General features: G+C 75.5%; 12 protein-coding genes and 1 pseudogene. 6 read left to right on the top strand and 7 right to left on the bottom strand.

Annotated features, from left to right (window positions below):
• Positions 1 to 2: 2 nt before the first annotated feature.
• Entirely contained in the window at positions 3 to 1,169 is a 1,167-nt protein-coding gene (locus AB0L89_RS27710) for a DUF2786 domain-containing protein (RefSeq protein WP_365146289.1), read from the bottom strand.
• Between the two features lie 641 nt (positions 1,170 to 1,810).
• On the opposite strand from AB0L89_RS27710, the gene AB0L89_RS27705 reads away from it, so the two are divergent.
• Together AB0L89_RS27705 and AB0L89_RS27700 are read left to right on the top strand one after the other, a co-directional pair.
• Complete coding sequence (locus tag AB0L89_RS27705) at positions 1,811 to 2,548, top strand: ABC transporter ATP-binding protein (protein WP_365146286.1); 738 nt, start codon at positions 1,811 to 1,813, stop codon at positions 2,546 to 2,548.
• A pseudogene (locus tag AB0L89_RS27700) lies at positions 2,545 to 4,608 on the top strand (ABC transporter permease); the annotation flags it as partial. The gene AB0L89_RS27705 and the pseudogene AB0L89_RS27700, both read left to right, overlap by 4 nt.
• Here the strand turns inward: AB0L89_RS27700 and AB0L89_RS27695 are convergent.
• The gene (locus tag AB0L89_RS27695; RefSeq protein WP_365146284.1) at positions 4,529 to 5,569 is read right to left on the bottom strand and encodes a DMT family transporter; all 1,041 of its coding nucleotides are present in this window, start codon (positions 5,567 to 5,569) and stop codon (positions 4,529 to 4,531) included. The pseudogene AB0L89_RS27700 and the gene AB0L89_RS27695 sit on opposite strands and share 80 nt — an antisense overlap.
• 18 nt (positions 5,570 to 5,587) lie before the next feature.
• Here AB0L89_RS27695 and AB0L89_RS27690 point away from each other — a divergent pair, with 18 nt between their 5' ends.
• A complete protein-coding gene (locus AB0L89_RS27690; RefSeq protein ID WP_365146281.1) occupies positions 5,588 to 6,115 on the top strand; it encodes a MarR family transcriptional regulator in 528 nt (175 codons plus the stop codon).
• A gap of 6 nt (positions 6,116 to 6,121) precedes the next feature.
• On the opposite strand, the gene AB0L89_RS27685 is transcribed toward AB0L89_RS27690, so the two are convergent.
• Complete coding sequence (locus AB0L89_RS27685) at positions 6,122 to 6,964, bottom strand: nitrilase-related carbon-nitrogen hydrolase (protein ID WP_365146278.1); 843 nt, start codon at positions 6,962 to 6,964, stop codon at positions 6,122 to 6,124.
• A gap of 546 nt (positions 6,965 to 7,510) precedes the next feature.
• Between AB0L89_RS27685 and AB0L89_RS27680 the strand changes: the two genes are divergently transcribed.
• The gene (locus AB0L89_RS27680) at positions 7,511 to 9,220 is read left to right on the top strand and encodes a bifunctional 3'-5' exonuclease/DNA polymerase (RefSeq protein WP_365146275.1); all 1,710 of its coding nucleotides are present in this window, start codon (positions 7,511 to 7,513) and stop codon (positions 9,218 to 9,220) included.
• A gap of 75 nt (positions 9,221 to 9,295) precedes the next feature.
• Here the strand turns inward: AB0L89_RS27680 and AB0L89_RS27675 are convergent, their stop codons facing one another.
• From AB0L89_RS27675 to AB0L89_RS27660, 4 genes are all read right to left on the bottom strand, one after another.
• Complete coding sequence (locus tag AB0L89_RS27675; protein WP_365146574.1) at positions 9,296 to 12,574, bottom strand: BTAD domain-containing putative transcriptional regulator; 3,279 nt, start codon at positions 12,572 to 12,574, stop codon at positions 9,296 to 9,298.
• A 399-nt stretch (positions 12,575 to 12,973) separates the two neighbouring features.
• Entirely contained in the window at positions 12,974 to 15,067 is a 2,094-nt protein-coding gene (locus AB0L89_RS27670; protein WP_365146272.1) for a HAMP domain-containing sensor histidine kinase, read from the bottom strand.
• Complete coding sequence (locus AB0L89_RS27665; protein ID WP_365146269.1) at positions 15,057 to 15,893, bottom strand: response regulator transcription factor; 837 nt, start codon at positions 15,891 to 15,893, stop codon at positions 15,057 to 15,059. Before AB0L89_RS27665 ends, AB0L89_RS27670 begins: the two co-directional genes overlap by 11 nt.
• Positions 15,894 to 16,034: 141 nt before the next feature.
• Positions 16,035 to 16,646: a hypothetical protein gene (locus AB0L89_RS27660; protein ID WP_365146266.1), complete on the bottom strand. Its 612-nt coding sequence runs from the start codon at positions 16,644 to 16,646 to the stop codon at positions 16,035 to 16,037.
• Positions 16,647 to 16,788: 142 nt separating this feature from the next.
• Between AB0L89_RS27660 and AB0L89_RS27655 the strand changes: the two genes are divergently transcribed.
• Both AB0L89_RS27655 and AB0L89_RS27650 read left to right on the top strand, forming a co-directional pair.
• On the top strand, positions 16,789 to 18,525 hold the full coding sequence (locus AB0L89_RS27655; protein WP_365146264.1) for a histidine kinase: 1,737 nt from the start codon (positions 16,789 to 16,791) through the stop codon (positions 18,523 to 18,525).
• Positions 18,526 to 18,578: 53 nt separating this feature from the next.
• Positions 18,579 to 19,271 carry a response regulator transcription factor gene (locus AB0L89_RS27650; protein ID WP_365146261.1) on the top strand — a complete coding sequence of 231 codons (693 nt, stop codon included), beginning with the start codon at positions 18,579 to 18,581 and terminating at the stop codon, positions 19,269 to 19,271.
• The last annotated feature ends 131 nt before the right edge of the window (positions 19,272 to 19,402 follow it).

The following is a 19,402-nucleotide window of genomic DNA, read 5'->3' as shown; positions in this document are numbered from 1 at the left end:
GGCTACGGCAGTGCCGGGCCCCGGTCGCGGGGCGCCACGTGGGCCCGGTCCGCCGCCGCCGTGCCGTGCGCCCAGCCCTCGCCGTCCGTCACGCCGCGCACCCGGGTCGTGGTCGTCTCGGGGAACATCCGCTCGGTGCGGTCGGTGACGGCGACGTCCCGGGCGGCGAGTACGGGGAGCAGGGCGGCGCCGTCCCGCTCCTGCGCCTGCGCCGCCCGGGCCGCCTCCGCCGTCGCGTGTTCGGCGGATTCCGCCAGGCGGCCGCCGATGCGGTGCGCGTACGCCATCAGGAACGCCTGCCGGAACGTCTTCGTGCGCTTGCGGCCGCCGGCGCGCTGGGCGGCCTCCGCCCTGGTCATCGCGGCGGTGCCCTGGACGAGGAGGGAGGTGTGGAGGAGCTCGACCGCCTCCAGGTCGGACTCGAAGCCGACCACGGTCGAGAATCCGTACGCCTCGTTCCACACCGCGCGGCAGCGGTTCGCGGTGGCGACGGCGTCGAGGAGGATCGCCTTCGCCGTCTCGTACGGGGCGTCCACGCCGATACGGCAGGCGGCCGGGGTGTCCTTGGCGTGCGTACGGGCCGCGAGCAGCGCCTCGTCGAGGGAGTGCCGGGCCATCAGCTCCTGCGCCTTGGCGGTGAGCGCCTCGGCCTCCTCCGGGTAGCCGGTCGCCTCGGCCTTGGCGAGGAGGGCGCGGATGCGGGTGAGGGTGCGGGGCTCGCCCTCCGTGGGCGGGGGGACGGTCTCGCCCGGGGGCGGGCCCACGGGTTCGAGCGGGGGCAGGCGCAGGAGGAGGCGGTAGAGCTGGAGGTGGGTGGTGGCCCGGGAGAAACGGTCCTGGGCGGGCTCTTCCGTGGGGCCGCCGAGGTCCGCGAGCTGGGTCGCCCAGCGCGGGGGGAGGTGGGCGTAGCGGGCGGTCTCGGTGCGGATGAGGGACGCGGTGAGGTGGGTGTGGGGGTCGTCGAGGTCGCGGCGGACGAGACGGACGACGTCGGCGGGCTGCCAGCCGTGCTGCCAGGCGCGGGTCAGGAACTCCTCGCCGCGGCGGCGCAGCTCGGCGTCGGCGGCGGGGTCGGTGGCGGCGGCGAGCAACGAGGCACCGGCGTCCAGCGCGTCATCCCCGCCCCCGTACAACGCCACCGCAAACGCCTTGTCGATCACCGAGTCCATGGGGCCAGGGTATGGCGTGGGCGTCTGCGCCTGTTGTCCGTCTGTGGGGCGGGGTCGCGGGCGTCTGGCGGGGCGCCTTGGGCGGTGCGCGGTCGCTTCGTCTGTGGGGCGGGGCCGCGGGGGTATGTGCGTACTCGCCATCCCTGCGCCCCGCCCCAAGCCCAAAGACGCCATCGCCCGCTCAGTGCTCCGTTCGCACATACCCCCACGTCCCCTCGGGCCGGTCGGGCGCGTGCGGCCCGGTGGGGGCGGGCCGCTGGTCCCCGCGGAGGGCGGCAACCGGCCGTCGACGGTCCCCGCTGTGGGCAGGCGTTCCGCAAGGCGGAACGGGTGGGCACAGCCCCCGGTGCCGGGTGGCGGGAAGTGTGGCTTCAGCCCCGGCGCAGCCGGTCCCGCAGGGCGGTGCGGGGTAAACGGGTGGGTGGGGAAGACCCGGCGCGGAGCGCCGGGAAGCGGACGGGGCCGGGCGGCGATGAAGGAGGCACCCGCCCCGGCACCGGCAGGCCTCGGCCACGGGGCCGGGCCGCGATCGGGGAGGCACCCGCCCCGGCACCGCCGACCCCGGAGGGTAGGGCCAGCCATACCCCCGGACACCCAGCAGGGGGCGTGTCCCGGGCGCCCCGCCAGGATTGGCTGGGCACATGAGCCCAACCGCTGCTGTACGCCTCCGCGAGATACACCGCCGCTACCGGCACCTCACCGCCCTCGACGGCGTCGACCTCGACGTACGGAGCGGAGAGTTCCTCGCCGTCATGGGCCCCTCCGGCTCCGGCAAGTCCACCCTGCTGCAGTGCGCCGCGGGCCTGGACCGCCCCACCTCCGGCACCGTGGAGGTCGGCGGCACCGACCTGACGGGCCTGAGCGAGCGACGCCTGACGCTGCTGCGCCGCGACCGCATCGGGTTCGTCTTCCAGGCGTTCAACCTGATGCCCTCGCTGACCGCCGCCCAGAACGTCGCGCTCCCCCTGCGCCTGGCAGGCCGCAGGCCCACGCGGACCGAGATCCACGACGCCCTCGACCGCGTCGGCCTCGCCGACCGCGCCCGCCACCGCCCCGGCGAACTCTCCGGCGGCCAGCAGCAGCGCGTCGCCCTCGCGCGGGCCCTGGTCACCCGCCCCGCAGTCCTGTTCGGCGACGAGCCGACCGGCGCCCTGGACACGGGGTCGAGCCGCCACGTGCTGCGGCTGCTGCGCGGGTTGGTGGACGGCGAGGGGCAGACGATCGTCATGGTCACCCACGACCCCGTGGCCGCCTCCCACTCGGACCGCGTGGTCTTCCTCGTCGACGGCCGCGTGGCGGGCCACCTCCTGGCGCCGGACGCCGGCGAGGTCGCCGCGGTCATGGCGGACCTGGACGCCCGTGAGCGGGTGGCCCGATGATCCTTCTCGCCTCTCTGCGCGCGCGGTGGACCAGCCTCCTCGGCGCCTTCGTGGCCGTCGCCCTCGGCGTCGGACTGACCGCCACCATGGGGCTCGGGCTCGCCGCGAGCCTCTCGGCCCCGGACCGGGCGCCCGTGCGGTTCGCCGGATCGCCCGTGGTCGTGCTGGGCCAGGACCGCCTGACCGTACCGGTCGAGCGGGGCCAGGACACCGCGTACGTATCGAAGCCGCTCGCTCATCCACACCCTGTGGACATCGAACTTCTGCGCGAGCTCCGACGGCTCGGGCCGGTCCGCCTCGACGGGGCCGCGCGGGACGCCGTCGGGGTCGACGCCCCCGCCGAGGACGTACGCGAGGTCGTCGGCGACCGGGCCCGCGTGCTCACCGGTGCCGATCGGCGTCTCGCCGACCCCGGCGCGGGCGACGACGCCGAGGCGCTGGTGGCCGTGAACTCCTTCCTCGGCACGGCCGGCGGGGTCGCCGCCTTCGTGTCGGTGTTCGTCACCGCGTCGACGTTCGCCTTCGTCGTGGCGCTGCGGCGGCGGGAGTTCGGGCTGCTGCGGATGGCGGGCGCGACGCCGGGACAGGTGCGCGGCCAGCTGCTCGGCGAGGCGCTCGCGGTGGGACTCGCGGCCTCCGCCGCCGGGTGCGCGCTGGGCGCGTGGGGCGGACCGCGGACGGCCGAGGCCCTCGTGGCGGCCGACGTCGCGCCGCCGTGGTTCACGGTGGCGGTCACCGGCTGGCTCTCGTGGCCCTTCCAACTCGCCTTCTGGACAGGGATGTCCGTCTCCTTCGCGGGCGCCTGGGCCGCCTCGCGGCGGGCCGGTCGCATCGGACCGGTCGGGGCCCTGCGCGACGCGTCCGTGGACAGCGACGTCATGCCGTGGAGCCGGCGGATCGTGGGGGCGGCCCTGCTGGCCTGCGGGGTCGGGCTGCTCCTGTGGACGCTGGCCACGGACCCGTCCGCCCTGATGAAGCGCAAGACGTACACGACCCAGCCGATGATCCTGATCACCGCGGCCGCCGTGTTCGCGCCCCTGCTCGTACGCCCCGTCGTCCGCGCCCTCCGGCTGCCCGGCGCCCTCGGCCTCCTCGTCCGCGAGAACTCCACCGCCTCGGTGCGCCGCACCGCCGCCGTCGCCGCCCCCGTCCTGGTCTCCGTCGCCCTCGCGGGCACCCTGCTCGGCTCGGCGCAGACGGTGGGCGAGGCGAAGGCGACGGAGGCCGAGGACCGTACGACCGCCCAACTCATCGTCACCGGCGACGACTTGAAGGACATCAAGGTGCGGGACGTACCGGGGGCCTCGACCGTGTCGGCCTCCGCCGCCACCGCCGTCTTCGTACGCGAGGAGGGCAGCGCCCTGGTCCGCTCCGACGCGCGCGCGGTGCGCGATCCGGCGGCGCTGGCGAGGACGTCGCGGCTGCCGGTGGTCGCGGGAGACGTACGCGACCTGGACGACCGGTCGATCGTCGTCAACGAGGAGTGGGAGAAGCACCGGGTCGGCGAGCGCGTCGACGTCTGGCTCGGCGACGGGCAGCGGGCCCGCCTGCGGATCGTGGCGGTTCTCGCGCGCGGGACCGGCGACAACGGCGCCTACGTCACGACGGCGAACGCACCGGCGGCACCCCTGGACCGCATCGACGTCGCCCTGAAGCCCGGCGCCACCGGCGCCGCGTCCGCCGCGCTGGCGGCCCGCGGCGGCGGCGAGGTGCGCACGGCCGGCGAGTGGCTGGCCGCGACGCACCCGGGGACCAAGGCCCAGACGCGCCTCGGCATGCTGATGATCCTCGGCATCTCCCTTCTCTATACGGGGATCTCGCTCGCGAGCACCTTGCTGATGGCCGCGTCCGTGCGCGGTACGGAGCTGCGTTCGCTGCGGCTCGCGGGCGCCACGCGCGGCCAGGTGCGGCTGGTCGTCGCCGGGGAGGCGCTGGTGGCGGTGGCGGCGGGCACGCTGCTCGGCCTCGCCGTGACGGCGGTCAACCTGGGCGGCCTGTCCGCCGGTCTCGCCCGTCTGTCGGCCCCCGCGCAGGTGGCGGTGGCGTGGGACGCGCTCGGCGCGTCGGTGGGGGTGTGCGCGGTGGTGGCGGTGGCCGCCGGTGTCGCGGGCGTACGAAGGAGGTGAGGCCGCTCCCCCGTCCGGCCGGGCGGGGGCGGCCGAGCAGGATTCCGGCCAGGACCAGGGCGAGGCCCAGGAGCTGGCGCGCGGTGAGCGGCTCGGCGGCCAGGAGGGTGCCGAGCAGGACGCCGGTCACCGGGTTGAGCAGTCCGACCAGGCCCACCGTCCCTGCGGGCAGGTGGCGCAGGCCCGCGAACCAGGCGGCGAACGCCAGGGCCGTCGCCACCACCGCGACGTAGGCGAAGGCGAGCGCGGCCGGGGCGTCGAGGGCGGGCGGCGCCCCTTCCACGGCGACGGCCACCGGGATCAGCACGAGTCCACCCGCGACGAGCTGCCAGGCCGTCGAGGCGAGCACGGGGACCTCGGAGCTCCAGCGTTTGGCGAGGACGTAGCCGAGCGACGACATGAGCATCGCGGCGGCCGAGGCGAGCGCTCCGGCGGCGTCGGCCGAGGCCGCGCCGCCGAGCAGCATCAGACAGACGCCGCCGAGCCCCACGACCGCGCCCGCCAGAGGGGCGGGCCGGGGCCGCTCGGCGAGCAGGGGCCAGGCGATCACCATCATGACCAGCGGCGAGGTCGCCATGACGGTCGACGCCAGGCTCGTCGGGAGCAGTTGCGCGGCGACGTAGACCAGGGTGAAGAAGCCGCCCATGTTCAGGACACCGAGGACCAGGGACTTCCACCACCACGAGCCGTGCGGGCGGCGCCGGGCGACGGCCCAGAGCAGCAGCCCGGCGGGCAGCGCCCTGATCGCCGCGCCGTACAGCGGGCTCCCCGCGGGGAGGAACTCGTGCGTGACGTAGTAGTTCGTGCCCCAGGCCACGGGCGCGACGGCCGTGAGCAGCACCCAGAACGGGGCGGCACGCGAGATGGCTTCCACGGAAACTACTATGCCTTCCATGGAAGCTAAAGTGAACCCATGACCGTTCCCGCGCCCGGCCCCGCCCCTCTCGACCACGTCGCCCGCATCCAGGCCGAGTGGGCCCGCGAGCGCCCCGACGTCGACGTGACGCCGCAGGGCGCCATCGGGCGGCTCCACCGGCTCGGCGCGCTGCTCACCGAGGAACTCTGCGTCGTCTACCGGCGGTTCGGCCTCGGCGAGGGCGAGTTCGACGTCCTCGCGGCGCTGCGGCGCGCGGGCGAGCCGTACGAGCGGGCACCCGGGGAGCTGGCCGCGCACACCATGGTCACGACCGGCGCGATGACCAAGCGCGTCGACCGCCTCGAACGCGCGGGCCTCGTCACGCGCCGCCGCGCGGCGGGCGACGGGCGCGGCCGGGTCGTCGGGCTGACGGCGGCGGGCCGGGAGCTGATCGACAAGGCCTTCACCGAGCACATGCGCAACGAACGGCGCCTGCTGGACGCCCTCACGCCCGGGGAGGCGGAGCAGTTGGAGGCGCTCCTGACGACGTGGCTGGCCCGCGTGGAACCCCCGTCCGCGACCTGAAGCCGCTCAGCTGTCGCCGCCCTCGTCGATCAGGCGGCGCACCTCGCGCTCGATCAGCCCGAGCCGGGCCTCCGCGACCAGCGGGACGGCGCGGCGGCTGCGGCGGGCCTCGTGCACGTCGATGTCCACCGTCACCAGGCCCGGCTCCCACTTCGGGGCCTGCGCGACGACCGCGCCGCGCGGGTCGACGACCCGGGAACCGCCCCAGAACGAGGCGCCGTTCTCGTTGCCGACGCGGTTCACGAAGACGACCCAGCACTGGAGCATGCGGGCGGTGTACGAGAGCAGCGTGTCCCAATACAGGCCGGTGTCCATGGCCTCGGGGTCGAGGCTGGCCGCGCTGTTCGTCGGTACGACGATGACCTCGGCGCCGTCCTGCACGGCGAGCCAGGGCAGGACCGGCTGCCAGGCGTCGTTGCACACCAGCGTGGCGGCGCGGCCGTGGTCGCCGGGGAGGTCGTACGCGCGGAGGTGCTGGCCGGGGCTGACGTGCTTGCGCTCCTCCCACGCGAGGTAGTTGGGGAGGTACAGCTTGCGGTGGGCGTGGTGGAGCCGCCCTCCCGTGTAATACGCCGAGGTGTTGTACGCGCGGAGGCTGGTGTGCTCGTGGAGGCCTACGAGGACGTCGGGGCCGTCGGGAGCGGTGAGGGCGAGGAGTCTCGGGTCGTCCGTGGTGAGGGAGGTGTCCCGCTCCAGGGCGCCGAGGTGGTAGCCGTGCAGGCTCAGTTCCGGGAACACGACGAGGTCGGCGCCCTGGCTTGCCGCGAGCTCCGTCTGTTCCCTCGCGGTGTCGAGGTTGGCCTCGACGTCTCCCAGGGCGCAGTCGGTCTGGGCCAGCGCCACTCGCATGTCCCGAGCCTTTCAGCGCGGGCGCTCTCCTGCACGTGGGGGCCACCCGGACGGGGGCCTGGCCTTGGTGCGGTGCCGCGCCTGCGCGGGGGCGGGGGCCACGTTCATCGCCGTCCGGCACCACAGCGCTCCCCGGCGCTCCGCGCCGGGCCTTCCCCACCCACCCACCCGTTTACCCCGCACCGCCCTGCCGGCCCGGCTGCACCGGAGCGGGAGCCACACTTCCCGCCACCCGGCACCGGGGGCTGTGCCCACCCGTTCCGCCCTGCGGAACGCCTGCCCACAGCAGGAGCGGCCAGTTCGCCACCGCGCCGCTGCCCACAGCGGGGACCACCGACGGCCGGTTGCCGCCCTACGGCCCGAGGGGACGTGGGGGTATGTGCGAACGGAGCACCGAGCCAGCTCTGGCGTCTTTGGACTTGGGGCGCGGCGCAGGGATGGCGAGTACGCACATACCCCCGCGGCCCCGCCCCACAGACGGGCAAAGGCGCGGCACCGTCCAAGGCGCCCCCGCCCGATGTCAGTGGGGAGTGCGAGACTCGGGAGATGGGTGGTCGGTGGGTTGTTGTCGCTGGTGAGGGCGGGGGTGTCGAGATGGCCCCCGTGGGGGCCGACGGGCTGCCCGTCGGTGGCGTCGTCCGCGAGGACGACCTCGTCGAGGCCGTGCGCAAGCGGCCCCACGTGGACCGTTGGATCTGGCGCTCCACCCCCGCCCTGTACCCCCGCCTCCTCACCGCCGGCCTCCGCGTGGACCGCTGCTACGACATGGAGGCCGCCGAGCTCCTCCTCCTCGGCCACGAGGGCCGCCTCGGCGAGCCCCGTTCGGCCGCCGCCGCCCTCGCCCGCCTCCGCCACACCCCCGTACCCCCCGATCCCCCGCCCCGCGCCGCCGAGCCCGGCACCCAGGACTCCCTCTTCGAACCCCGCCCCGGCGGCGTCGACGTATCCCTCCAGGACCTCGTCGAGGTCTACGCCGAGCAGCAGCGAAGACACGGCGCCTCCGCGCACCCGGGCCGCCTGCGCCTGCTCACCGCCTCCGAGTCCGCCGGCATGCTCGTCGCCGCGGAGATGAACGCCGCGGGGCTGCCCTGGCGCGCCGACGTCCACCGCGACCTCCTGACCGAACTGCTCGGCGAGCGGTACGCGGGCCGCGGCGAGCCCCGCCGCCTCGCCGAGCTGGCCGACGAGGTCTCCGCCGCCTTCGGCCGCCGCGTCCGCCCGGACCTGGCCGCCGACGTGGTGAAGGCGTTCGCGCAGGCCGGCATCAAGGTGAAGTCGACCCGGCGCTGGGAGATCGAGGGCATCGACCATCCGGCCGTGCGGCCCCTCATCGCGTACAAGAAGCTCTACCGCATCTGGACCGCGCACGGCTGGAGCTGGCTCCAGGACTGGGTGCACGACGGCCGCTTCCGCCCCGAGTACACCCCGGGCGGCACCGTCAGCGGACGCTGGACGACGAACGGGGGCGGCGCGCTCCAGATCCCCAAGGTCATCAGGAGGGCCGTCGTCGCGGACCCCGGCTGGCGGCTCGTGGTGGCCGACGCCGACCAGATGGAGCCGAGGGTCCTGGCCGCGATCTCCCGGGACCGCGGCCTGATGGAGGTGGCGGGCAGCGAGGAGGACCTGTACACCCGCCTGTCCGACCGCGCGTTCTCGGGCGACCGGGAGCACGCGAAGCTCGCGCTGCTCGGCGCGGTGTACGGCCAGACGTCGGGCGACGGCCTGAAGAACCTCGCCGCGCTGCGCCGCCGCTTCCCGCTGGCCGTCGCGTACGTCGACGACGCGGCGAAGGCGGGCGAGGAGGGCCGGCTCGTGCGGACGTGGCTGGGGCGGACGAGCCCGCCCGCGGCGGGGGCCGGGGAGGACGACGAGGCGGGGATCCCGCAGGAGGCCCCGGTTCCCGGGGACGGACTCCCCGCCGCGGAGGGCGAGTTCACGCCCGGGTACGCGTCCACGAACGCCCGCGCCCGAGGCCGCTTCACCCGCAACTTCGTGGTGCAGGGCAGCGCGGCCGACTGGGCGCTGCTGATGCTGGCCGCCCTGCGGCGGACGATCGCAGAGGCCGGGATGCGGGCGCAGCTCGTGTTCTTCCAGCACGACGAGGTCATCGTGCACTGCCCCGCGGACGAGGCGGAGGCGGTGGCCCGCGCGGTGCGGGAGGCGGGGGACCTCGCGGGCCGGATCGCGTTCGGGGAGACCCCGGTCCGCTTCCCGTTCACGACGGCGATCGTGGAGTGCTACGCCGACGCGAAGTAGACCCATGACCGGACCCGAGCCCGAACCCGAGCCCGAACCCGAGCCCAAGTCCGAGCCCGCGCAGCAGCCCGCGCGCTAGCCCGCCAGCAGCCTCCTCAGCTCGTCGACCACCTTGCTGTCCGTGCCGTCCAGCGCCCGCAGCGCCGACTCCCACTGCTCGTACGCCTCTTCGGTGCGCCCCTCCGCGTCGAGGAGCAGCCCGCGCTGATGGCGGGCCAGCCCGGTCATGTGGGTGTCGCCGCGCTGCTCGGCGCCCTCGACGAGCACGACGCACTCGCGCGCCGCCTCCGCCGTGCGGGAGAGCCCGTGCAGGGCGCGCACCAGGCCGAGGCGGGCCTGGGACTTGCCGTGCCAGTCCTCGTACTCGTTGTGGATGCGCAGGCTGACCTCGAAGTGCGCGAGGGCGGCGGCGGGTTCGCCGAGGGTCAGATGGGCGTAGCCGATGTTGCAGTGGGCGGACTGGCGGACGATGGCGTGCCCGATGGACTCGCCGATCGCGAGGCTGCGTTCGTGGTGGACGATCGCGGCGCGGGCGTCCGTGTGCTCGTAGAGGTTGCCGAGGTGGCTGAGGGTGATCGCCTCGCTGAGCGGGTCGGCGAGCTCCTTGGCGAGCTCCAGGCTCTGGTGGAGCGCGTCGGCGGACTCGGCGTGGCGGCCGAGGCCTTCGAGGAGGAGCCCGCGGTTGTTGAGGCCGCGGCGTACGCAGGACACGATGCCCAGCTCCCGCCAGAGGGCGAGGGCCGCGTCGTTCAGGGCGAGCGCCTCGCCCTTGCGGCCGGACATGAAGTGCATGCCCGCCAGGTCGGTGAGGGCCTGCGCCTCGGAGCCGGTGTCGCCCTGGCGGCGGGCGGCGGCGAGGGCGAGGGTGCCGAGCGCGGCCAACTCGGTGAGACGGCCCCGGCGTTGGAGGTACGGGAAGAGACAGCGGAACAGGACGGTGAGGAGCCCGGAACGGGCGTCGTCACCGGCACCCTCTCCGGAGCGCACGCCCGAACCCGCGCACGAGCCCGCATCCGAACCCGTATCCGAGCCAGCATCCGAACCCGCACCTGAGCCCGCGACCGTCCCCGCGCGAGCGCCGTCGCCCTCCCCGAGCCGCTCCACCAGGGCGACGATGTTGGCGAGTTCGGTGTCGCCCCAGGCGAACGCGGCCTCCATGGACAGCGGCGGATCGGCCGTCTCCCCGCTCCGGCCGCCCTGCCCGTGGCGCGAGAGCCGCTCCTCGACGCCGCGCAGGCGGTCCGTCCGGTCCAGGCCCTCCGGCATGATCGCGAGGAGGGTGCGGCGCGCGGACCCGGCGTACCAGAGCAGGGCTTGTTCGACGAGGTCGGCGCCGTCCCCGGCCGCCACCTCCCGGGCGAAGTCGCGCACCAGGTCGTGCGGCGCGTACCTGCCGTACGACGTCTCGTCGAGCAGGGCGACCTCGACCAGGCGGTCGAGGGCCGCGCCCGCGCGGAGTTCGTCGGTGTCCAACAGACGGGCCAGGAGCGGGACTCCGTACGCCGGGAGGTCGAGCGCGCCGATCCGGGCGAGGGCGAGCGCGGCGTCGCGGTCGGCCGGGCGGTCCGAGGTGCGCAGGGCGTCGAGGGCGACGGCGAGGGACCGGCGCACGCTCAGGTCGTCGTACTCGAGGTGGTGCAGCCGCCCGCCGCTGACGGTGAGCAGTTCGGCGAGGTGGTCCGGGGTGAGGGCGCGGCGCGCGGCGAGACGGGCGGCGACGATGCGCAGGGCCAGCGGCAGGCGGCCCGCGAGTTCCACGAGGGGGTGCCCGGCGTCGAGCGCGTCCCGGCCGGAGACGGCGCGCAGGAGCGCGGCGCTCTCGCCGTCGGAGAGGGGGTCAAGCGGGAAGCGCGCGGCGCCGTCGAGGGCGGTCAGCGGCGAACGGCTGGTGACGATCACCGCGCAGCCGGGCCCGGCGGGCAGCAGGGGCCGCACCTGCGCGGCGGTCGCGGCGTCGTCCAGGACCATGAGCGTGCGGGTGGGCGCGAGCAGCGAGCGGAGCAACGCGCTGGCCGCGGCCGGGTCCTCGGTGTTCTCGGTCGTGTGGCGTGGCTCGGCCCCGAGGTCGCGCAGGAGCGAGGCGAGGGCCTGGCCGGGGGTGAGCGGGGCCATGCCGGGGGTCGCGCCGCGCAGATTGACGTGGAGCTGCCCGTCGGGGAACTCCGCGCGCAGCCCGTGCGCCACGTGGACGGCGAGCGCGCTCTTGCCGACCCCGGCCATGCCGGAGACGACGGCGATACGGGGCCCTTCGGCCAGGGCGCGCCGCAGGGACCGTACGGTGTCGTGCCGTCCGGTGAAGTGGGCCGGACCGGGCGGGAGTTGGGCGGGCGTCGGAGCGCCGGGGCCCTCGCCTTCCCGGACCTCGGCTTCTTGGGCCGCGCCTTCCGGCCCCTCGGCGTCGCGCGCCTCGGCCTCACCCGCGCCTCCGGAACGCCCACCCGAGGCCGCTGGACGGGAACCCGAACCGTCACCGTCACCAGCGCCGGCACCGGCACCGGCACCAGCACCGGCATCCGGACGCGCCCCCGAAGCCACGTCCGAGGCCCTGCCCGCACCCGCACCCGCACCCGCACCCGCACCCGCACCCGCACCGGGAGCCTCCCCCGCCGGCCCCCGCAGCACCTCCCGATGCGCGGCGCGGACCGCTGTGCCCGGCTCCACGCCCAGCTCGTCGATCAGCCTGCGGCGCAGTTCGCGGTGGACGGCGAGCGCCTCCGCCTGGCGGCCGGTGCGGTGCAGGACCAGCATCAGCTGACCGTGGAAGTCCTCGCGGAGCGGATGCTCCGCGACCAGCGCCGCCAGTTCCGGGGCGAGCGCGGCGAGACCGGTGCCGAGGGCCAGTTCGGCGTCGTACCGCCACTGGAGGGCGAGCAGCCGGGCCTCGGTCAGACGCGGTACGAGAGGGTGGTCGGCCAGCGCGTCCGGCAGACCGCTCAACGGCGTGCCGCGCCACAGTTCGAGCGCGTCCGCGGCGAGGCGGGACACCCGCGCCCAGTCCCGCTCCGCGTGCGCGGTCCTGGCCCGCGCCACCAGGCGCTCGAAGACGCGTACGTCCAGTTCGTCGTCGCCGACGCGCAGCCGGTAGCCCGGCGGCACCGCGTGCAGCCGCCCCGGATCGTCGAGGAGGCGGCGCAGCCGGGTCACGTGGTTCTGCAGGGAGGCCTGCGCGGAGGCGGGCGGGGTGTCGCCCCACAGCGCCTCCTTGAGGGCGCCGAGCGAGACGGTCCTGCCGGGTTCGAGGAGCAGCGCGGCCAGCAGGGCGCGCCCCTTGGCGCTGCGCACGGGGTGCGGCTCGCCCTCGGCGTCGTACACGGCGGGCGCGCCGAGCAGGCCGAAACGCAGCCCGAAGCGCAGCCCGCACCGCTCGCTCACGCCGTCTCCCGTGCCGTACCGCCGTACCGCCGTATCGCTGTCTCTCTCGTCCTGGACGGGTCGTCCTGGACTGGTCGTCCTGGAGAGTCCGTCCTGGCCGGTCCGTCCTGGCGTTCCCGCCCTGACCGTTGGCCACATGTTAGCGATCTGTTGGCGGGTCCTGATGTGATCACTTCATCGGACCTGGCCCGCCGGTACTCGCGCACAGCGCGTAACTCGGGGGAGTGTCGCCGCCGCGGTCGGGTCCGGCAGCAGAGAGAGAGTCCCGGTCGTCGGAGGTGAGCGACCGGGACTCTCGTCTGCGTGACGACCGCCGCGGCCCACGGCCCGCGGCGCACGGCCCGTGCCCCACAGGCCCCGCTCCCGCGCCGCGCGCCCGTCTCACTCCGCCGGCAGCCGCACCGTGAACAGCGAGCCCTTCCCCTCCACGCTCTCCGCCGTCACCGTGCCGTCGTGCGCCTCCACGAGCTTGCGCACGATCGACAGGCCGAGGCCGCTGCCGCCCGTCGCGCGGGTCCGCGACTTGTCGGCGCGCCAGAAGCGGTCGAAGACGTGCGGCAGATCGGCCGCCGCGATGCCCGTGCCGGTGTCGGCGACCTCGACGAGGACGGCGTCGACCGTGGTGCGGCAGGTGATGCGGACGCTGCCGCCCTCGGGCGTGTGGCGGATCGCGTTGGAGACGAGGTTGCCGACCGCCTGCCGCAGCCGCAGCGGATCGGCCGTCACCAGGGGGTCGCCGAACGCGTTGGCCCGCAGCTTCACCCCGGCCGCGTCCGCGCGCGCCTGGTGCGCGGCGGCCACCTGCTCGGCGATCTCGGCGGCCCGCACCGGCTCGCGGTGCAGCCGCAGCGTGCCCGCGTCGGCGGCGGCGAGGTCCTGGAGGTCGTCGACGATGTGCTGGAGCAGCAGGGCCTCTTCGAGGAGCGAGGTGACCAGTTCGGGGTCGGTGTCGACGACGCCGTCCTCCGCCGCCTCCAGCCAGCCGCGGATGTTGGAGAGCGGGGTGCGCAGCTCGTGCGCCACGTCGCTCACCATGGCCTTGCGCTGCTCCTCGAGGGCCTTGCGGTGCGCCGCCATGTCGTTGAAGGCGGCGGCCAGCTGGCTGATCTCGCCCGCCGAGCGCGCCGCGCTCGCGGGCACCGGATCGCCGCTCTCGCCCGTCTTCATGCGGCGCGTGGCCGTGGTGAGCGCGCGCAGCGGGCGGGTCAGCCGGGTCGCGGCGAACGCGGTGACGGCGACGGTGACCGCGAGGACGGCGGCGGCGAGCCCCGCCAGGCGGGCGGTGTTGGCACGGGAGAGGCTGAAGCCGGGCGTGCTGCGCGTGCCGTCGGAGCTGGTGATGAAGAGCAGGGCGGGCGAGGAGACATAGGGGCCGAGCTGTTCGCGGCGCGCGGTGTCGACGCAGGACGCGACGGCGGCGTCGGTCGGCTCGGCCGCGCCCGGCCCGGCCGCGCCCGGCTCGGTGGGCGTCGGGGAGACGGAGGCGCCGGACCCCGGGCTCTCGCCGGGCGGCACCGGCGGATCCCAGGGGACGGCGGCGCCGACCGGCTTCGGCCCGGACCGCGCGGTCATGTCGAGGGTGAGGCTGACCCGGACGGGGTCGAGCCCGCGCCGCTTCAGGCAGGCGTGGGCGAGGGAGCCGAGCTTGTCGAGCGCCTTCTGCTCGGTCGCGGTGGGCACGTCGAGCAGCGACATGCGGCAGCGCGCGTCCATGTACTCGCCGGAGTGGTAGTCGAGCCGGACGAAGGGGCGTCCGCCGGTCGCGACGGCGACCTCGGGGGCCATGCCGAGCTTCGTCAGACAGGCCGCGCTCCGGTCGGCGGCCTGCCGCAGCAGTCCGCGCTCGCGCTTCGGGATGCGGTACGGGCCGACGGCGCGCGGATCGATCCGGTCGGCGGCCGCGTCCTCGTCCGTGCGGCCGGGGGCGAGCGTCGCGTCGACGGAGAGGGGGTCGAGGACGGCGGAGGCGGTCGGGGGCAGGGAGGTGTGCTTTCCGGAGTCGCCGTTGGCGGGCCCGCCGGACGTCCCGCCGGAGGTCCCTCCGCCCTTCTCGCCGCCGCCCTTCCCGCCTGTTTCCCCTTTTCCGCCTTCGCCGCCCTTGCCGCCTTCGCCGCCTTTTCCGGCGCCGTCCTTCGCGTCGCCGCCCTTCGGGTACTGCCGCGGCGGGGCCGCCGAGTCCGCGATGACCTTGCGGTCCTGGGTGGTGAGGGCGATGCGGCGGCCGGTGGTCCGGGCCAGCTCGCGCACGGCCGCGTCGGCGCCCCGCCACTGCGGCGCGCTCGCGCCGACGCCGAGGAGCTTGTCGTAGATGCGGGCGTCGTCGGCGAGGACCTGCCCCTGCTCCTGGCGCAGCGCGCCGGTCGTGGTCTGCGCGGCGAGCCAGGCGGTCGCGGCGATCGAGCCGACGGAGACCAGGACGGAGACGGCGAGGAGGCGGGCGAGCAGGCTCTTGCGGAGCGGTATGTCACGCGCCACGCCGCGCCGCCGCCCCGTTCACGGCGGCGCCGGTTCGCGGGACACCCGCGTCGACGCCGACGCCGGTCGCGGCCCCCGTCCCCGTAGGGGTGCGCGTACTCGTACTCGTACTCGTACTCGCCAACTTGTACCCCACCCCGAAGACCGTCAGGAGCCGCTCCGGCCGGCGCGGGTCGGCCTCGATCTTCTTGCGGAGGTTGAGGATGTGCACGTCGACCGTGCGGACGGATATGTAGCCGGACGAGCCGTGCACCCGGTCGAGGAGCTGCGGCCGGGTGAAGACCCGCTCCGGCTCCTCCGCGAGCGCGGTCAGCAGGTCGAACTCGCCCGGCGTGCAGTCGACCGGACGCCCGTCGACCGTCACCTCGTGCCGCACCGGATCGACGACGAGCCCGCCCGCGCGCAGGATCCGCCGGTCGGCGTCCGGCAGCGGCGCGTGGATGCCGCCCGCGCGGCGCAGCAGCGTGCGCACCCGGGCCATCAGCTCGCGCGGGCTGTACGGCTTGGTGAGGTAGTCGTCCGCGCCGAGGTCCAGGCCCAGGAGCAGGTCGTCCTCGGTGGAGCGCGCGGTCAGCATCAGGACCGGCAGCCGCGTCAGCTCCGGCGGCCCGCTCCCGTCCCGCAGTCTGCGGGTGACCTCCAGGCCGTCGGTGCCGGGCATCATCACGTCGAGGATCAGCACGTCCGGCGGCCTGCGCCGCACCTCCGCGAGGGCGGCGGACCCGTCGTGGACGACGGCGACCGTGTGCCCCTCGCGCTCCAGATAGCGGCGGACCAGCTCGGCCTGTTTCTCGTCGTCCTCCGCGACCAGGACAAAAGCGCACATGGCGTTGAGGATAGGCGGGCCCCGCCGGGCAAACGGGATCAGGACGGCGGCCTGACAGGATCCTGATAAGTGGCCGTCACACCGGTCGAGCGGCCGTCGCACGGGTCCAGTGGCCGTCGCGCCGGTGCGGGCGCGGGCCCGCTAGTGCGTGCCCCGCACCGGGGACCGGTCCCCGTTCGTCCACGCGTACACGGTGTTCCCGTCGACCGCGACCCGGTACCGGTGGACGTCGCCGCACTCCAGGCGGGACCTCGACGGCGTCCGGTCCGGCCACCACGGCGCGTCGAGCACCGGGTCACCGACCCGGACCGCACCGACACCCGCACCCGCACCCGCACCGGCACCAGCACCAGCACCAGCACCGGACGCCTTCCCGCCGCCGGCCCCGCACCCCGTCCCGCTCCCCGCCCCGCTCCCCGTCCCCGTCCCGCTCCCCCGAAGGCTCTCCCCGTTCGGCAGCGTGAAGCGGATCAGCTTCGCGTCACCGGTCGTCTTCACCTTCACCTTGACGCTCCTGGCGTCCTTCGGGACCCACGAGGGCAGCACGAACGCCAGGTCGTCGCCCTTGCCGGGCGCGTCCGCCGCCGTCACGAACGCCTTCGTCTTCTCCTTGAAGACGTGCTCGCTGACCGCGTCCGGCATCAGCGCGCTGTCCTTGAGCGCGGGCGCCGCGACGGCGACGGCACCGGCGGCGGCCAGGCAGCCGGCCGTGGTGAGGGCGATGACGCCGGCCTTCTTCTTGTTCAGGGGCATGGGACCAGTCTTCGCGCCCCTGCGCCCGATTCCGTACGGCCCGGGGACGAACCTCCGCCTCTGCCGAAAGACAGAGGTCGCACGCGGCATCCACCTCAAGATGTACGGAGAGGACGGCTCCCCCTGTCCAATACTTGACGATATGCACCGCCCCGCCGCCCCGCCCCGGTCCCTTCGCTCCCCCCTCTCCCCCCTCTCCCCCTCCTCCCCCTTCTCCCCCGAGCCCTACGCCACCTGGCACCTGGTCCGCGCCGCCCTGGAGGCGCTCGCGGGCGGCGCCCTCCTCGTCCTCTCGTACTCCGGCACCAGCTCCGCCGTGACCCAGCTGCCGCGCTCCGGCAAGCTCGCGTACGGCGTCCTGGTGCTGCTCGCGCTCGTGGTGCGGCGGCGCTTCCCGGTGGGGAGCCTGCTCGCGCTGGCCGCGCTCGCCGGGGCGATGCCGCCGGCCGGTCTGCTCGTCGCGGTGGCGGCCTACCCGGCGGCCCGGCAGCTGGCGGAGCCGCGCCGCCGCGTGGCCGCGCTGCTCACCGCGTCCGCGCTGACGATGCTGGTGGCGACGGTGACCGCACGGCCGCTCGCCGTCGGCAGCTGGCAGTACGGCCTCGCGCTCGGCGCGATGCTCGCCGCGGTGACGGTAATCGTGCCGGGCCTGGTCGGCACGGCGGCGGGGCAGCAGGACCGGCTGGTGCGGGCGCTGCGGGAGCGGACCGCGGCGGCCGAGCAGGCGCGCCGCCTCGCCGACAGCGAGTCCCGCATCCACGAGCGCTCGCGGATCGCCGCCGAGATGCACGACCTGGTGGGCCACCGCCTGAGCCTGATCTCGCTGCACGCGGGCGGGCTCGAACTGGCCCTGTCCAAGCAGGCCCCCGAGCTGCGCGACGAGGCGACGCTGCTGCGCAAGGCGACCCGGGACGCGATGAACGAACTGCGCGAGGTCCTCGGCGTACTCGGCCCGCTGGGGCGCGACACCGGCACGAACGCCCTCACCGACGCGACCGGCACCCGCCCCGACATCGAGGCCCTGGTCGAGGAGTCGCGCGGCGGCGGCATCCCGGTGACGCTCACCTGGCGGGGCCCCGACCTGGGCACGGCCGAGGGCGCCTCGGTGCGCAGGGCGGTGCACCGGGTGGTCCGCGAGTCGCTGACGAACGTGCACCGGTACGCGACCGGGGCGCGGGTCACGGTGAGCGTCACGCACTCCGACGAACGGGTGGAGATCGTCGTACGCAATGAGGCGCCGCCGGAGCCTCCGGCGGCGGCGACCGGACTCGGCACCGGGCGCGGTCTGGTCGGGCTGCGGGAGCGGGTGGCGCTGCTGGGCGGCACGTTCGGGGCGGAGACGGTGCCCGGCGGGGGCTTCGAGGTGACGGCGGCGATCCCGACGGGCCCCGGGGCGTGCGCGGACGGCGCGGGCCGGGACGGGTCCGAGGAGCCGCCGGGGCCGCCGCTGCCGGACACGACCGCCGAGGAGGGCGCGGTCGGCGGGCTGCCGGGGCGGATCGCGGGCGTGCTGACGACGCTGCTCGGGATGGGCGGCGTGGCCCTGATGCTCGGCCTCGGACTGGGCCTGGTGACCGAGGCGCAGCCGGGCCCGAACCTGGCGGAGCGCCAGGAGGTGCGCCTCGGGATGTCGAAGGCGGAGGTGGAGCGTTCGGTGCCGCTGGACAGCGAGGCGGTGCGGGCGGCGGCGGCCGGCCGCGAACCGGCGCGGCCCGCGGGGACGACGAGCTGTCTCTATCCGAACGTGGGGAGCGGCGGGGCGGACGAGGAGTCGGACGAGGAGTCGGACACTGCCCGTTTTGCGGTGACTCGCTACTGTTTCAACGATGATGTCCTGACGTCCATCGACCACTTCACGGTGCCGCTGGCCCGCCCGTAGGAACGCGGGGCGGCGGACGGCCCCACCGCGGGCACCAGGAACGAGGAGCACCCATGACGACGCCACCGACGATCCGCGTCCTGCTCGCCGACGACGAGGAGATGATCCGGCACGGTGTCCGCATGATCCTCCAGCACGCCGACGGCATCGAGGTGGTCGGCGAGGCCGTGAACGGCGCGGAGGCGGTCACGCTCGCCGCCGAACTCCACCCCGACGTCGCCCTCGTCGACATCCGCATGCCCGTCCTCGACGGCCTCGCGGCGATCGGCCCGCTGACCGAGTTGGATCCGAGGCCGCAGGTCGTCATGCTCACCACGTTCGGCGACGAGGAGAACGTGACGCGGGCCCTGCGGGCGGGCGCGGGCGGCTTCCTCCTCAAGGACGAGGGCCCGGACGAGCTGATCCGCGCCGTGCGGGCGGCGGCGGCCGGTGACGCGGTGCTGTCGCCCGGGGTGACCGGGACGGTCATCAAGCGGATGCTTCAGGGCGGTTCCCCGGCGGCGCCCGACGCGTCCGCCGCGTCCGCCGCGCCCTCGCCGGACGACCGCCTGGCCGCCCTCACCGCCCGGGAGCGCGAGGTGCTCGCCATGCTCGGGGCGGGCCTGCCGAACCTGGAGATCGGACTGCGGCTCGGCATCGGCGTGGGCACGGTCAAGACGCACGTGGCCGCGGTCCTCGACAAGACGGGCAGCGACAGCCGGGTGCAGGCGGCACTGCTCGCGCATCAGGCGGGGCTGGCGTCCTGAGGGACGGGGCCGACGGTCTGAGGGCGGGGCTGGCGGCCTGAGGGCGGGTGCGCCGAGGCTTGGCCGGTCCTGAGGGCCGGTGCTCCGACGCGTGGCCGGTCTTTGAGGCCGGACGGCTCGGCGCGTGGCCG

This window comes from Streptomyces sp. NPDC052114 (assembly GCF_040680155.1).
Taxonomy (GTDB): Bacteria; Actinomycetota; Actinomycetes; order Streptomycetales; family Streptomycetaceae; genus Streptomyces.
This window is presented reverse-complemented; position numbering and strand designations above follow the sequence as displayed.

What these genes read in the sequence shown, in the direction of transcription:
- AB0L89_RS27710 (WP_365146289.1), bottom strand. Translation starts at nt 1,169, where the DNA reads ATGGACTCGGTGATCGACAAGGCGTTTGCGGTGGCGTTGTACGGGGGC.
- AB0L89_RS27705 (WP_365146286.1), top strand. Translation starts at nt 1,811, where the DNA reads ATGAGCCCAACCGCTGCTGTACGCCTCCGCGAGATACACCGCCGCTAC.
- AB0L89_RS27695 (WP_365146284.1), bottom strand. Translation starts at nt 5,569, where the DNA reads ATGGAAGGCATAGTAGTTTCCGTGGAAGCCATCTCGCGTGCCGCCCCG.
- AB0L89_RS27690 (WP_365146281.1), top strand. Translation starts at nt 5,588, where the DNA reads ATGACCGTTCCCGCGCCCGGCCCCGCCCCTCTCGACCACGTCGCCCGC.
- AB0L89_RS27685 (WP_365146278.1), bottom strand. Translation starts at nt 6,964, where the DNA reads ATGCGAGTGGCGCTGGCCCAGACCGACTGCGCCCTGGGAGACGTCGAG.
- AB0L89_RS27680 (WP_365146275.1), top strand. Translation starts at nt 7,511, where the DNA reads ATGGGTGGTCGGTGGGTTGTTGTCGCTGGTGAGGGCGGGGGTGTCGAG.
- AB0L89_RS27665 (WP_365146269.1), bottom strand. Translation starts at nt 15,893, where the DNA reads ATGTGCGCTTTTGTCCTGGTCGCGGAGGACGACGAGAAACAGGCCGAG.
- AB0L89_RS27660 (WP_365146266.1), bottom strand. Translation starts at nt 16,646, where the DNA reads ATGCCCCTGAACAAGAAGAAGGCCGGCGTCATCGCCCTCACCACGGCC.
- AB0L89_RS27655 (WP_365146264.1), top strand. Translation starts at nt 16,789, where the DNA reads ATGCACCGCCCCGCCGCCCCGCCCCGGTCCCTTCGCTCCCCCCTCTCC.
- AB0L89_RS27650 (WP_365146261.1), top strand. Translation starts at nt 18,579, where the DNA reads ATGACGACGCCACCGACGATCCGCGTCCTGCTCGCCGACGACGAGGAG.